The organism is Microbulbifer celer (genome assembly GCF_020991125.1).
GTDB lineage: Bacteria > Pseudomonadota > Gammaproteobacteria > Pseudomonadales > Cellvibrionaceae > Microbulbifer > Microbulbifer celer.
In genome coordinates this window covers 3,442,451-3,456,101 of sequence record NZ_CP087715.1, presented here as the reverse complement: position 1 = coordinate 3,456,101, position 13,651 = coordinate 3,442,451, and the positions used below count along the sequence as shown (strand labels likewise).

The following is a 13,651-nucleotide window of genomic DNA, read 5'->3' as shown; positions in this document are numbered from 1 at the left end:
GTTTGAAACAAACGATTGAACGCTAATTATTCCATCTGAACCGACTGGGAGAGGTGACACCATGGCCGAGTACAAGGCGCCACTGCGCGAGATGAACTTCCTGCTGCACGAGGTATTCGAGGCCGACAAGCTGTGGGCACGCCTGCCGGCACTGGCGGAAACCGCCGATCGCGAAACCGCCGATGCCATTCTCGAAGAGATGGCCAAGCTGGCCGCCAACACCCTCGACCCGATCAACCGCAGCGGCGATGAAGAAGGTTGCCACTGGAGCGACGGGGTCGTGACCACGCCAAAAGGTTTCCCGGAAGCCTACGCCACCTATTGCGAAGGCGGTTGGGGGGCGCTGGTAGGCAACCCGGAATACGGCGGCATGGGCATGCCCAAGACCCTGGGCGCCCAGGTGGAAGAGATGATCTGCGCGGCGAATATTTCTTTCGCCCTGTATCCGGTACTGACCAACGGTGCCTGCCTGGCGATCGACGCCCACGCCACTGAGGAGCTGAAACAGAAATACCTGCCGAAAATGTATGAAGGTAGCTGGGCCGGCGCCATGGACCTGACCGAGCCCCACGCCGGTACCGACCTGGGCATCATCCGCACCAAGGCGGAGCCACAGGAGGATGGCAGCTACAGCATTACCGGTTCCAAGATCTTTATCACCGGCGGTGAGCACGATCTGTCGGAAAACATCATCCATCTGGTCCTGGCCAAGCTGCCGGACGCGCCCAAGGGGCCAAAAGGCATCTCCCTGTTCCTGGTGCCGAAGATCATAGTCAATGAAGACGGCAGCCTGGGTGAGCGCAATGCGGTCAGCTGTGGCTCCATCGAGCACAAGATGGGCATCAAGGCCTCCGCTACCTGTGCGATGAATTTCGACGGCGCCAAGGGCTGGCTGGTGGGTGAGGTGAACAAGGGGCTCGCGGCCATGTTCACCATGATGAACTACGAGCGCCTGGGCGTGGGCATCCAGGGCCTCGGCGCGTCCGAGCGCTCCTATCAGAGTGCCATCGAGTACGCCCGCGACCGCGTTCAGAGCCGCTCGCCCTCCGGCGCCAAGCAGCCCGAAAAAGCCGCCGACCCAATTCTCGTGCATCCGGACGTGCGCCGCATGTTGCTGACCCAGAAAGCCCTGATCGGCGGCGGCCGTGCGCTGTCTACCTACGTGGCCAAGTGGCTGGATATTGCCAAGTTTGGCGAGGGTGAAGAGAAGAAACACGCGGAAGCCATGGTGGCGCTGCTCACGCCGGTTGCCAAAGCCTTCTTCACCGATAAAGGGCTCGAGTGCACCGTACTTGGCCAGCAGGTGTTCGGTGGCCACGGCTATATCCGCGAGTGGGGTCAGGAACAGCTGGTACGCGATGTGCGTATTACCCAGATCTACGAAGGCACCAACGGCATCCAGGCACTGGACCTGATCGGTCGCAAGACCGTGGCCAATGGCGGCGCCTTCTTTGATCTGTTCGCGGCAGACGTGCAGGCTTTTATCGATGCCAATGCCGATAACGAAGCGCTGGCGGAGTTTATCGGCCCGCTGACCACCGAGCTGCAGCGACTGAAAGATGTGACCGCCGCGGTGATCGAGGCCTCCAAAACCGACCCCAATGCACCGGGTGCGGCGTCGGTGGAATACCTGCACTTGTTCGGTTACGTGGCCTATGCCTTTATGTGGGCCAAGGTGGCGAGCGTTGCCGGCCCGCAGGCGGAGACGGAAGATTTCTACCGCAGCCAGGTCAAGACTGCGCGCTTCTTCTTCGCGCGCCTGCTGCCCCAGGCCACCGCACTGGCCAACAGCGTACTCGCGGGCAGTGAGACCCTGATGGATCTGGAAGAAGAGTTGTTCTAAGCCTGAAACCAGCTCTGCCGATCAGCCCCGCACTGCGGGGCTTTTTTCATTGAGGGGATTCTTCTAGACTCGGGGTAACACAATAAAAATCGAGGTCCGCACAGTCATGTCTGACAAAGACCCGTTCATACCAGAGAAAAAGCTCTCCGAGGAGGATCAGGCCAAGGTGGATGCCTACCTGAAAAGCGGCCACAACGACGTCGAACGTAAGCCCTTCCGGCCGTTCCTGTTACTTGCGGTGATTCTGGTGGTACTGACTGCGCTCTCTCTGCTCAGCCTGGTAATCGCCGGTACCAAAGGCGTGGTGTGACAAAGGGCGGAGGAGTGGGCTCATCCGTTACCGAGTTTTTCGATCCGCCGCCACTCCTGCTCGGTCACCGGCTGAATTGACAGCCGTCCCTGCCGCACCAACACCATCTCCTCCAGTGCCGGGTCCTGCTTGATCACCTTGAGGGGCACTGGGTGTGCGAACTGGCTCTGCCACTGGATATCCACGCAAAACCAGCGCGGCTTGTCCCGGGTTGCCTTGGGGTCGAAGTACTTTGACTCGGGGTCGAACTGGGCCGGGTCTGGATAGGCGGCACGCACCACTTTGGCGGCGCCCACCACCGCGGGAATCTTGCAGGCACTGTGGTAGAACAGCACTCCATCCCCCACAGCTACTTTGTCGCGGAGAAAGTTGCGTGCCTGGTAGTTGCGGATACCATCCCAGCGCCCCGTCCGCCGGGGTTCTGCCTTCAGGTCGTCGATGCTGTATTCGTCCGGTTCGGATTTGAAAAGCCAGTGGTTCATGGGTGTTCCTGGTTGTGGAGGCAGGTTTTTCCCCGGGGCCAGCGCCAATCCCTGTGGCATGCGGCAGTCCGTCCGATTGACGCGTTTGGCGGTATTTCGCCGGGGCCGGTGGTGGATTAGTCTATTTTCTCAAATTGGCGTGCGCTTTTCCTGGCAACCTGCCAGTGGGCGCCCACTTACAGTTCGCGGCTACCGCAGCGGCGGTAACGGGATGTTATAGGAACTGAATGGGTATTTCTGTTTTCAACTGGCTGTCCGAAAAGCTGGCGTCACAGCGCTGGCAGTACTGGGCGCTGCAATGCAGCGGCTGGGGCGGCTATACACTGCTGACGTTTGTGGGCAGCTTCTTCTGGGTGGCAAACCACTGGCTGCACACCGGCTATATTGCGGTGGCGACGGCGTCCGGTGTGGCCCTGACCGAGGTGATGCACCGCTGCTTCCAGCGCCTGTGGGACAAGCCGGCGGGGAATCGCCTGTTCGGCTCCCTGGGGGTGGTGATTGTCGCCGCAGTGGTGTGGGCAGGGATCAAGTTCGGCGGTTCCCTGTGGTTGTACGGTAAGGAAAGCGATGAACACCCGGCGGTGATGGCGGTGTACTGGTTCTCCTATTCGTTCCTGATCTACATGACCTGGACGGCGCTCTACTACGGCATCAAGTACTATCAGGCGTCGCTGTTGCAACAGGAAAAGGCGCTGAAGGCGGAATCCATTGCCCATCAGTCGCAGCTCAAAATGCTGCGCTACCAGCTCAACCCCCACTTTCTGTTCAATACCCTGAATGCCATATCGACCCTGATTCTGGAGCAGGATGGCAAGACCGCCAACAGCATGGTCACCCGCCTGTCGCAGTTCCTGCGTCATTCTCTGGATAACGACCCCATGCAGAAGGTCACCCTCGCCAAAGAGGTCGAGGCGCTGAAACTGTACCTGGATATTGAGCGGGTACGTTTTGCCGACCGCCTGCAGGTCAACGTGGATCTGGAGGGGGAGGCGGCCACGGCACTGGTGCCCAGTCTGCTGTTGCAACCTTTGGTGGAGAATGCGATCAAATACGGCATCTCCCAGCGGGAGTGGGGTGGAGAGATTGTGATCAAGGCGCGGGTATTTGCCGGCGAGCTGCTGATTGAAGTCTCGGACAATGGCCCCGGCGTGCCAGAGGCGGATCTGGCGCGATTGGGCAGTGGCAGTGGCGTCGGTGTGCGCAATACCATTGAGCGCCTGCGCGCACTGTACGGTAGCGAGCAGAAAACCCGCTTCAGCAATCGTTCCGGCGGCGGACTGTCGGTACATCTGCGCATTCCGTTTGAAACCGAATAACATCACTGATATCGACCAAGAGGCGCCTACATGACTGCGCAATCACCACTCAGAACCCTGATTGTCGATGACGAACCCCTGGCCCGTCGCGGCCTGCGCCTGCGCCTTGAAGCCCTGGGGGATACCGAAGGCGGTGTGGAGGTGATTGCCGAGTGCAGCAATGGCCGCGAAGCGCGGGATCAGATCCTCGCCCTGCATCCGGATGTGGTATTTCTGGATATTCAGATGCCGGGGATCAGTGGCCTGGAACTGGTTCAGCTGCTGCCCCGCGATGAACTGCCGCAGATCGTATTTGTTACCGCTTACGATCAGTACGCGGTAGAGGCCTTTGAAGTCAACGCAGTGGACTATGTACTCAAGCCCATAGAAGAGGATCGTCTGACGCTGGCGCTAGAGCGCGTGCGCGACAAACTCGGTAGCGAGGACATCGCCGCGCAGCGGGATCAGTTGCTGGAAGCGGTGGCGGACCTGACCCAGGAAACGCCCGCAGCACTGGAGGAGAAGCTCGTCTCCGGCGAACTGGGCGGGAGCCGCTACCCGGACAAGCTCGCGATCAAGGATTCCGGCAAAATCACCCTGGTGCCGGCGCGGGAGATCGACTGGATCGATGCCGCCGGCGACTATATGTGTGTCCATGCCAATGGGGAAACCCATGTGATGCGAATCACCATGAAAGAGCTGGAGCAGCAGCTGGATCCGAAAGTGTTCCAGCGCATCCACCGCTCCACCATCGTCAATCTACAGCAGGTGCGTGAGATCTGCGCGCATATCAACGGGGAATATCACCTGGTACTGAATAACGGTGAACGGCTCAAAATGAGCCGCAGTTATAAAAACAAGGTCCAGCATTTCATTTAAAGTTGGTCTGTTTTTCCTCTCTACCCTATAACTCCCGGTGCCATTGTTTTAGCAGCAGCTTTATCAAGCCGGGAGTGCCCATGTCCGATCAGATGATCAATCTTTCCACCCGCCCCATGCTCCGATTGATGGCGGACAATTGGTGGGTTGCCCTGTTGCGGGGGCTATTTGCGATTCTCTTTGGTGTGCTTACGTTTGTGTGGCCGGGCATAACCCTGCTCAGCCTGATCATCCTGTTCGGCGCCTATACCCTGGTGGATGGTGTGGTCGCGATTTACGGTGCAATTCAGGGGCGCGGACAGGCGAGCAAGTCCTCCCTGTGGTGGCTGCTGTTTGTGGGCATCACCGGTATCGCCGCCGGTATCGTCACCTTCTTTTATCCTCAGGTTACCGGCCTGGTACTGGTGGTCTTCATTGGCGCCTGGGCCCTGGTGCGGGGAATCTTTGAAATCATCGGCGCCATCCGCCTGCGCAAGGAAATCGACCACGAATGGTTGCTGATCTGTGCCGGTGTGCTGTCGGTGATTTTTGGTCTGGTGCTGTTGATGAAGCCTGGGGCGGGTGCGTTGGCGCTGCTGTGGCTGATCGGCGGTTATGCGATTCTGTTCGGGCTGATTCTCGTTTGGTTGGCGTTCCGGCTGCGGAGATTAAAGAAATCGTGAGGTAATAAAAAAAGAAATGAAACTAAAAACGGCAGCCAATGGCTGCCGTTTTTGCTTTTATGGGTCAGCGTTTTATTTCACACTGCTTGTTAGCGAGTGTCCTTTTTCTTTCAGAGCCAGACACAGATTGATGCTCTCTTCTGTCTGCGACATGGCCCGCTCGTAGCCGGGTACCAGTTTTTTCTGCTGGCTAAAGAGCAGCTTTGCCTGCTTCAGCGAATCGGCATCACAGAAGTGGGCGGCAAAGCGCGGGGTGTTGCGTCGCCACTGTTCCGGAATCTTCTCCACCACCTTGCTGAAGTTATCCCGCAGCCAGTCCCAGTTTTTTGCCTGCAATTCCGGTTCGGCGAGGGCATTGCTCACCAGCCCGAATGCTTCCCGTGCCCCCATATTGTCGCTCAGTGCGAGCTGGTGCACCGTGTCCAGTAATGCCGGGTCGGTGACACGGCCGAGGGCATTGGCGCTGGCGCTGTCGAACAGCGGGTCGTCCAGTTCGCTGCGGACCTGAATCAGTTGTTTCACAAAGGGCTTGCCGGAATCCTGTACCGCGACGGTCAGGGCACTCTGGTAGAGGTCGGAGTTGAGTGCCTTCGGATCGCGCGGTTGTTCAAAGCCGACAAACTTTTCGGCCTGCTGTTGTAGCAGTGCGCGCGCGTCTTTGTCCTTGGCGTCCAGGGCGAGGAAACCCAACAGCTCACTGTACAGCAGCTTGTTTTCGTTATCGCTGCTGTTTTCCAGCGCTTTGACCTTTGCCCCGTAGAGATCGGCGAGGAACGTCTGCCAGTTTTCCTGCTGCTTTGGCTCCACATAGTGGTCGGCGTACTTGGTGAGATACCCCAGCGGGGCTTCGACCACCTGACGCTTGTCGGATTTTGCCGACAGGCGGACCACTTCCAGCAATGTCTCCGGTTTCAGCTGTCCGGCTTCAAACGCGGCGAAAGCGCTGTCGATCACGGAGAGCTTTTCGGTGGGTTCGAGTTTCGCAAACTGCCCCAGTAATGCCTGCCACTGCTTTTCATCCATGGAGAAGCGGTAGTAGCCGCTGCCATTGGCATTGGGCAGTACCCAGGAGGGGCATTGGCCACCGGAAACATCGATCGCCTGTTCGGTGTCTGTCAGGAACTCACACTGGGTCACGCTGGAGCTGCTGCGCATGCAGAAAGGAATACTCCATTGCTGACCGCTGTCGGCGATGGGGGAGCCGAGCGGTTTGTAGCGCTGCTGCTTGACGAGCACTTTGGCGGCGTCTTTGGTATTGCAGTCCACGGTCATCTGCAGCAGCGGTACGCCTTTCTGCTCCACAAAGCTCTGGAAGGTATCGGTCAGTTGCGGGCTGTTGGTTTCTTCGCCGATGACTTTGTAGAAATCCGGTGAATCGGCAACGCCGTCGGCAAAGGTTTCGATATAACGGCCCAGTGCCGGGCGGAAAGTATCGGCGCCGAAGAATTCGTCCACCATATGAATGACACCCAGGCTCTTGGCGTAGGTGATCGAGTCGTAGGCATTGCGGATATTATGGTTATCCTCAATGGGCTCACGGATGGCGCGGGTGCTTGCGAGGGAGTCCAGCTTCATGGCACTGATGGCGCGCACGGAGGCGTTCAGGTCGTGGCCGCCGTCCGGTTCCATCAGGGTCAGTACCAGCGGTGTGCCCCAGGTAGCGAAGCCTTCTTTCAGCCACAGGTCATCCCACCACGGTGGTGTGACCAGATTGCCGAACCACATGTGGGCGATCTCGTGGGCGTGCACACCGAGCAGGGCCAGGCGCAGGCCCGGGGCGGGCTCGTCGCCATCCACCAGAATACGTTGTTCGCGATAGGTGATGGCGGCAGAGAGCTCGGTAGCGCCACTCGGCCATTGTGGCGCGGCCACAATATCGAGTTTCTTGAACGGGTAGGGACGCTGCAATTGCTCTTCAAAAATGCGCAGCATCTGTGGGGTCACATCGAGGATGTAAGCGAGGTCTTTGCCGCGACCTTTGCGCGCGAAGCCGCGCAGGGGCAACTCATGCTTGCGGTATTCATTGGCGGGGATCGCCGGGCGTTCTACCACATCGAACGGGCCCACCGCCAGGGACAACAGGTAGGTGGGCATGGGGCGGGTCTGGGCGAAGGTGACTTTGTCCATGCCGTCGCCGGCGTCCTCGCGGCTGATTTCCGGGGCGTTGCCGATGGCGACGTCGCCCTTGGGAATGGTGAGGCTGATGTCATAGGTGGCTTTGAGGCCGGGCTCGTCAAAGCCGGGCAGGAAGCGACGGGCCTGGATGGACTCGGATTTGGCCAGCGCGTAGGCATTGCCCCGCTCTTCCACTTTGAACAGGCCGGCGAGGTTTTTATCGAACGGCGCGCTGTAGTTGATCTGCAGGGTGATTTCGCCGGCGGGTACTTCATCGGAGAAGTCGACCCGCACTACGCCGCTGTCGAGCATCTGGCGGTAGTGGGCGGGAATGACGGTGTCTTCGGTTTTCTGTTTGCTGTCGTCGCCGGGGACCAGTGCGTTAATTTCGGCGACGTCGATATTGTTACCGTGCATCCAGATATGGCCGTTGGGCTTGTCGAGCTCGATGTCGATTTCCACCTGGCCGTGGAAGCGGTCTTCGCGCGGGTCGAGGATGAGGTCGAGGCGGTAGGCTTTGGGGCGTACGCCTTCAGGCAGCTTGCCGGCGGGGGGCTGCTCTTCCTGGTTGCTTGTGGCCGATTCCTGCTGTTTGCTGTCTTCGGCGGTGGGTTGGTCGGTTTCCGGTGTGGGCTTTTTGCCGCCGTCGCAGCCGCCCAAGAGTAGTAATCCGGCGAGGAGGGGGATCAGGGCTGTGTGTCGCATAGTGGTTGGTTTGGAATTTCTGGTTAGAGGTTTGCCCTATTGTAGCGGTAACTGGGTGGTCAGCTGCAGGGGCGATAGGACAGGGAGGTGGGGTTGTGCGCTGGGTTGAGTTGGGTGCCATGGGGGCGTCGAATCGCTTGGTGGCGGCAGAGCAGCGGGTACGGGTTTTCAGGACCACTGTGAACCCATCCCTGGGCGTTGCGGCGCAAACATCCTGTTTGCGACGCTCCTGAAAACCCGTACCCGCTGCTCTGCCTTCGCTTCTTACTTCTCCGCGTAGTTAGAGGTGCGGAATAGTGAGCACCGACTGCTTATCCCGGCGATAGGGCACTTCGATCTCGTAACGGGTGTCCGCGGGCTTCTGGTAGATCGCGCCTTCGGTATCGATCGCCAGGGTCACCACATGGCCCGGCGGTACGTCATAGGAGGTGGTGAACAGTTCCAGCGAGACTTTCTGTGCCCGGCCCACGTCGGCGTTGTGCAGGGTGACGGGGGCGTGTGTGATGAGGCGGCCCCAGCCGAAGGGGTCGGTGTCGTAGAGGTGTACCTGCAACTGTACTTCCGGTTTGCTGGGTTTTATCCACAGGTCGAGGGTGGGGGTGCCGCGGATTTTGAAGGTGTCCCAGTGTACCGGGGAGTTGTATTCGATGGCGTGGTAGCCGTTGATGCCGTTCATATTGGTGAATACGGGGATGCCGAAGCCTTCCAGGGCGTCGGAGATCAGGGGGATGCCGGTGCCGGCTGCGGTGTCGGCGCCGCCGTGGAAGTCGTTGCTCCAGCCCCAGCCCTTGTAGGGGCCGGTTTTCATGCGGCCGTTGTTGAAGTAGCTGAGACGCGGGTGCAGGTAGTAATGGGTGGAGCGGTCGGTTACCGGGAAGTCGTCGAACTGTTCCAGTTTGTTGCTGATACGTACGGTCATGTCGACTTTGGGTTCGCTGTCGATGCCGTTGGTTTCTCCTTTCACAAACCGATCAAACCAGCGGAAGCTGGTGGCCCAGATGTGTCCTTCATTGCCGCCCAGGGTCTCGCCGATGGCGTGGGTGCCGGGGTTGAGCATGAGTTTCTTGGGGCCGTCCAGCAGAGAGTAGAGATGGGTCATGCTGTTGGGCTTGAACAGGTAATCGGCAAAGTTGTTCGACATCAGTACCGCGGTGCCGTTGCTGTTGAGCTGCTCCACATAACTGAGTGCGGAGCGGGGCGCGGCGAAGTCGTACACGCTGTCGATATCGGTGCCGTTGCGCAGGTTACTCCAGATGGTGTCCACGGATGGATCGAGGTTGAACGCCGTGAAGGTGAGCAGGCTGCCCCAGACCAGGTTGACGGTTTCATTGGGGTAGAGACCCTCGACAATGTCTGACCAGCCGGAAAGCGCCGCCACTGCATCCACGCGCGGATCGGCTGCCGCCACCACCAGGGAGGTGCCTGCGCCGTAGGAGATACCGGCGAGACCGAGATTGCCCACCGGATAGTTGGATTCCAGCCAGTCGATCAGCACCCGCGCGTCTGCCACCGTGGCGGGGCCGGTGACATCCACGGTGCCTCCGGAGGCGCCGAAGCCTCGGGTGGAATGGCTCATCACCAGATAGCCGCGGTTCGCCAGTTCTTTTGCCTGCAGCAGGTACTGGTGCTTGTCGAGTGCCCAGCTGTTGGTAAACAGCACCGTGGGGTAGCCGCTTGCAGGGGCAGGGGACTCGGGCACGAACAGGTTGGCGTCCAGCTCGGTGCCATCGAAGCTGGTGATATCCAGGTCGGGAATGAAAGTAGGGGCGGCGTGCGCCGGCGTGGCCAGATTCAACGACAGGGCACCGGCCAGCAGCGCCATTACAGCGAGTTTTTTCATGGTTTTCTCTCTGGGCTTTATTGTTTTTTGATTGTTGCTTTTACTTTTTCATCGCATCCGCCAGTAGCGCCGACGGATCTCGTAAGTTTAGAAAAACCGGCGCACACAAAATCCCCGAAAGGCTATGACTGTGAGGGTGTTCTCGGTCACTGTCGCAAATGACCACGCAGAACCTATTGGTCACCAAACCACGGTTGTGACTGGTTGGTCTTTATTCCCCCGTTGAATTATGGGTTCCGCTTTAAGATTGTTCTTTTTTTAACCAATAAAAACGGTTATTGTGGCTTTTCGCGTAACGTTGACCAAAAAATAGTCAGTTACACCGATAGCGAAAACCCGGGTGGCCAGAATATGTTTTCAAGATTGCTTGCTTCCATAGTCGTTTTTTCCAGCGCACTTCTGTTTGCGGGCGCTGCTGCAGCGGCAGACAATCTCGCCAAGGAAACCTGGTACAAAATTGACAGCGCTAACTTTGAGATCATCACCGACGCGGAGCCGAATTCCGTACGCCAGTTGGCGAAAGATCTCGAGCGCTACCGTTCCGTCGCCCTCCACCTGCTGGGCGCGGAAGATGATGGCGCCAAGCTCACCATCTACGCCGCCAAAGACCGCAAAAGTTATGCGGGACTGGTGGGGGAAGATCTCTCCGAGATGACCAATGGCCTGTTCGACACCACCGCCGACGGCAGTTACGCCCTGGTGAACCTGGATGGCCGTACCGGCGAGCGCCAGTTGGAAGCGCGGGAGTTTCTGTTCCACGAATACACCCACTTCCTGAGCTACAACGGCACCACCACGCACTACCCCTACTGGTACAGCGAGGGTTTTGCCGAGTTCATGTCCACCATGACCTTTGGCGCCAACAACTCCTATGAGATTGGCGCCATCCCTGGTGAGCGCGCGATGACACTGCTTTACACCAGCCCGATGCCGCTGCAGGAGCTGCTGCGTGCCACTGTGTACAACACGCCGGATGAAGAGAAGGGCCGGGTGTATGCGAGTGGCTGGATGCTGGCGCACTGGATCATCATGAAAAGTGGTAAGGCGGATGCATTCAAGCAGTTCGTGAAGGATTACAACAACGGCGCCGATCCGATAAAGGCGCTGGTGAAAAACCTGGGGATGTCGATCAAAGAGATCGAAGACAACTATTACGCGCAGTTTGAGCAGGGTGTGTTTGATCTGGCGCGAGGCAAGGTACCGAAAACCTTCCGCCCTGTGCACCCGAAAGTCGCGCAGTTGAGCGGTGCGGATGCCGTGGTGGAGCTGGCCCGCTTCGTGGTCAAATCTGGTTACAACCTCGAGAGCCTCGAACCGATGGTGGCTTACGCTCGCGAGAACGGGATCTATACCCCGAAGCTGACCGCGGTACAGGCGGAAGCGGAAACCCGTGTGGGTAACTTTGACCGCGCCGAACAACTGATGGCGCAGATAGCGCCCTCTGAGCGCAAAAACCTGTGGTACCAGAAGGCTCGGGCCTGGTTGTGGCTGAACCGTGAAATCAACAACTTCAATGGCAACCGCAATTCCACCAAGCTGAAGAAAGCGCGAGACAACTTCGTGCAGTTGGTGAATGAACAATCCGATGCGGCAATGAACTGGTACGGCCTTGCAATCACGCTGCAAATGCTGGGTTATCCACAGAAGCGCTATATGGAAATGCTGGAGCAGGCCTACCTGCGCGCACCGCGAGAGCTGCATATTGCCCAGTGGATGGCGCAGGAGTTGTACAACCAGAAAGACGCGGAATACTTCGCCCGCGTGGCCCAGCCGCTGATGCTGGAGCTCACCGATGAGCGGGAGTACAACGAGATGAAAATGATGCTGGCAGAACTGAAGCCCGAAACCGCGAGCAAACCGCTGACCAAAAACAGCGATAAAGCCGGTGAGCAGCAGAACGAGCGGGCCAAAGCCACCCAGCACGCCAAGAACCGGGAAAAACGCCCCGGTGGTGCAACGGGAAAAAGCGTCAGTATGTAGCGCTTGAGTGTAACTCGTGAAAATTTATGAGTGAAAAACTAAAAAATTGGTCTTGTCGGGGAGCATTGCTCCCCTTTTTTTATTTCCGGCTTCAGTCCCGGCGCTTTCTATAAATTGCTTTCAAGTCAGGACTCGTACAGCTCCAGTGGCAACCCGTCTGGATCACTGAAAAAAGTAAATCGGCGGCCGGTATATTCGTCCACCCGCACCGGCTCCACTTCTACCCCTTTTGCTTCCAGGTCCGCCTTGCATTCCTCCACCGAGTCCACCGCAAATGCCAGGTGGCGCAAACCCCGCGCCTCGGGATAACTGGGGCGTGGGGGTGCATCCGGAAAAGAGAACAGTTCAACCTGGCCGCCGTCAGGCAGATCCAGATCGAGCTTCCAAGAATCGCGGGCTGTACGGTAATTCTCAGCCAATACGGTCAGGCCCAAGATCTCAGTGTAGAAATGTTTTGCGCGCTGGTAGTCGGAGCAGATGATGGCGGCGTGGTGGATAGACTTCAGCATGGGTATCTCCCCTATGTGTCAGGGTCGTTGTCGCAACGCCAGTCAAACTCCATCTGTTTTGCGGTCAACTCGGCCAGTGTCATTCCTCCCAATCGCGATACCAGGTGCAGGCTCATATCGATGCCCGCTGAGATACCACCGGACGTGATCACGTCGTCCTCATCCACCCAGCGCCGGTTGTCGAGCACCTGAATATCTGGGTAGCAAGTCCTCAGATCGGGAATATCTTCCCAATGGGTGGTGGCGGAGCGCCCGGTGAGAAGACCGGCTTCGGCCAACAGAAATGCGCCGGTGCAGACTGATGCGGTAAGTTGCGTGCGCTCGGATATCCGCGCTATCCAGCGGATGACGTCGGTTTTTTGCAGCTCTGCGGTATGCACACCACCGGCAACCACCAGTACATCCAGTGGCGGATGGTTATCGATGCTGTGGCTGGGGTTGATGCTGAAGCCCCCTCTCGCGCGAACCGGGCCGGGGTTCTGTGCGATCAGGATGACGTTGAACAAGCCGCTGGGTTCCGAGAGCCTGCTGGCTGTGGAAAATACTTCGAACGGGCCGGAAAAATCCAGAACCTTGGCATCGTCATAAATATAGATGCCGATATTCAAGGATTGTTGTGTATTTGAAACGGTCGATGTCATAGGTAGGAAGTGATTAGGTTCTGTAAATAGTACAAGCCGTCGGTGGTCAATGCCCAGACGAGCAGGGCGATATTGCCCATCACGGTGAGCCAGAATACCAGCCTGAAGGGCTGTTTGCGGGTTTTGTGTCTGAATTGATGTCGCGCAATCAGGGCACCGGGCCAGCCGCCGGCGAGGGAGAGCACATGCAGTGTGTTCTCGCGGATCCGTCTGGATCCCTGGCGTGCAGCGGATTTATCCAGGTAATAGGCGATAAAAGTCACCAGGCTGATGCCGACAAAGTAGGGGAATGTGGCCGTTGGCAGCCAATGAAACAGCGTTCCTGTGCCCAACAGCAGGAAGAAAACCAAGGGTAAGAAGAATACTGAAAACATTATGTCAGTTGCTAAA

Annotated in this window: 12 protein-coding genes; 6 read left to right on the top strand and 6 right to left on the bottom strand. The window is 58.2% G+C overall.

From position 1 onward, the window contains the following. The first annotated feature begins 61 nt into the window (after positions 1-61). Positions 62-1,843, top strand: a complete 1,782-nt coding sequence (locus LPW13_RS14335; RefSeq protein WP_230436408.1) for an acyl-CoA dehydrogenase C-terminal domain-containing protein — start codon at positions 62-64, stop codon at positions 1,841-1,843. A 106-nt stretch (positions 1,844-1,949) separates the two neighbouring features. Further along, the gene (locus LPW13_RS14330; protein WP_230436406.1) at positions 1,950-2,153 is read left to right on the top strand and encodes a DUF3094 family protein; all 204 of its coding nucleotides are present in this window, start codon (positions 1,950-1,952) and stop codon (positions 2,151-2,153) included. A 20-nt stretch (positions 2,154-2,173) separates the two neighbouring features. On the opposite strand, the gene LPW13_RS14325 is transcribed toward LPW13_RS14330, so the two are convergent. Continuing rightward, positions 2,174-2,635: an EVE domain-containing protein gene (locus LPW13_RS14325; protein WP_230436404.1), complete on the bottom strand. Its 462-nt coding sequence runs from the start codon at positions 2,633-2,635 to the stop codon at positions 2,174-2,176. A gap of 227 nt (positions 2,636-2,862) precedes the next feature. On the opposite strand from LPW13_RS14325, the gene LPW13_RS14320 reads away from it, so the two are divergent. The 3 genes from LPW13_RS14320 to LPW13_RS14310 all read left to right on the top strand — a co-directional run bounded on the left by LPW13_RS14320 (position 2,863) and on the right by LPW13_RS14310 (position 5,471). After that, on the top strand, positions 2,863-3,951 hold the full coding sequence (locus LPW13_RS14320; RefSeq protein WP_230436402.1) for a sensor histidine kinase: 1,089 nt from the start codon (positions 2,863-2,865) through the stop codon (positions 3,949-3,951). 30 nt (positions 3,952-3,981) lie between these two features. Further along, a complete protein-coding gene (locus LPW13_RS14315) occupies positions 3,982-4,809 on the top strand; it encodes a LytR/AlgR family response regulator transcription factor (protein WP_230436400.1) in 828 nt (275 codons plus the stop codon). Between the two features lie 80 nt (positions 4,810-4,889). Next, positions 4,890-5,471, top strand: a complete 582-nt coding sequence (locus LPW13_RS14310) for an HdeD family acid-resistance protein (protein WP_230436398.1) — start codon at positions 4,890-4,892, stop codon at positions 5,469-5,471. A gap of 72 nt (positions 5,472-5,543) precedes the next feature. On the opposite strand, the gene LPW13_RS14305 is transcribed toward LPW13_RS14310, so the two are convergent. Further along, on the bottom strand, positions 5,544-8,291 hold the full coding sequence (locus tag LPW13_RS14305) for a M1 family metallopeptidase (protein WP_230436397.1): 2,748 nt from the start codon (positions 8,289-8,291) through the stop codon (positions 5,544-5,546). A gap of 280 nt (positions 8,292-8,571) precedes the next feature. Further along, complete coding sequence (locus LPW13_RS14300) at positions 8,572-10,131, bottom strand: CocE/NonD family hydrolase (protein ID WP_230436395.1); 1,560 nt, start codon at positions 10,129-10,131, stop codon at positions 8,572-8,574. 351 nt (positions 10,132-10,482) lie between these two features. On the opposite strand from LPW13_RS14300, the gene LPW13_RS14295 reads away from it, so the two are divergent. Then, positions 10,483-12,111, top strand: coding sequence for a hypothetical protein (locus tag LPW13_RS14295; protein ID WP_230436393.1), 1,629 nt, complete (start codon positions 10,483-10,485; stop codon positions 12,109-12,111). Between the two features lie 125 nt (positions 12,112-12,236). Here the strand turns inward: LPW13_RS14295 and gloA2 are convergent, their stop codons facing one another. Genes gloA2 through LPW13_RS14280 form a run of 3 tightly spaced genes read right to left on the bottom strand, consistent with a single transcriptional unit; the run spans position 12,237 to position 13,635 of the window. Continuing rightward, positions 12,237-12,620: an SMU1112c/YaeR family gloxylase I-like metalloprotein gene (gene gloA2, locus LPW13_RS14290; protein ID WP_230436391.1), complete on the bottom strand. Its 384-nt coding sequence runs from the start codon at positions 12,618-12,620 to the stop codon at positions 12,237-12,239. Positions 12,621-12,631: 11 nt separating this feature from the next. Continuing rightward, positions 12,632-13,228, bottom strand: coding sequence for a DJ-1/PfpI family protein (locus tag LPW13_RS14285; protein ID WP_230436389.1), 597 nt, complete (start codon positions 13,226-13,228; stop codon positions 12,632-12,634). A gap of 29 nt (positions 13,229-13,257) precedes the next feature. Further along, positions 13,258-13,635: a DUF1294 domain-containing protein gene (locus LPW13_RS14280; protein ID WP_230436387.1), complete on the bottom strand. Its 378-nt coding sequence runs from the start codon at positions 13,633-13,635 to the stop codon at positions 13,258-13,260. Positions 13,636-13,651: the final 16 nt, after the last annotated feature.

Coding starts and splice junctions, on each gene's coding strand:
- LPW13_RS14335 (WP_230436408.1), top strand. CDS start 62: ATGGCCGAGTACAAGGCGCCACTGCGCGAGATGAACTTCCTGCTGCAC.
- LPW13_RS14330 (WP_230436406.1), top strand. CDS start 1,950: ATGTCTGACAAAGACCCGTTCATACCAGAGAAAAAGCTCTCCGAGGAG.
- LPW13_RS14325 (WP_230436404.1), bottom strand. CDS start 2,635: ATGAACCACTGGCTTTTCAAATCCGAACCGGACGAATACAGCATCGAC.
- LPW13_RS14320 (WP_230436402.1), top strand. CDS start 2,863: ATGGGTATTTCTGTTTTCAACTGGCTGTCCGAAAAGCTGGCGTCACAG.
- LPW13_RS14315 (WP_230436400.1), top strand. CDS start 3,982: ATGACTGCGCAATCACCACTCAGAACCCTGATTGTCGATGACGAACCC.
- LPW13_RS14310 (WP_230436398.1), top strand. CDS start 4,890: ATGTCCGATCAGATGATCAATCTTTCCACCCGCCCCATGCTCCGATTG.
- LPW13_RS14305 (WP_230436397.1), bottom strand. CDS start 8,291: ATGCGACACACAGCCCTGATCCCCCTCCTCGCCGGATTACTACTCTTG.
- LPW13_RS14300 (WP_230436395.1), bottom strand. CDS start 10,131: ATGAAAAAACTCGCTGTAATGGCGCTGCTGGCCGGTGCCCTGTCGTTG.
- LPW13_RS14295 (WP_230436393.1), top strand. CDS start 10,483: ATGTTTTCAAGATTGCTTGCTTCCATAGTCGTTTTTTCCAGCGCACTT.
- gloA2 (WP_230436391.1), bottom strand. CDS start 12,620: ATGCTGAAGTCTATCCACCACGCCGCCATCATCTGCTCCGACTACCAG.
- LPW13_RS14280 (WP_230436387.1), bottom strand. CDS start 13,635: ATGTTTTCAGTATTCTTCTTACCCTTGGTTTTCTTCCTGCTGTTGGGC.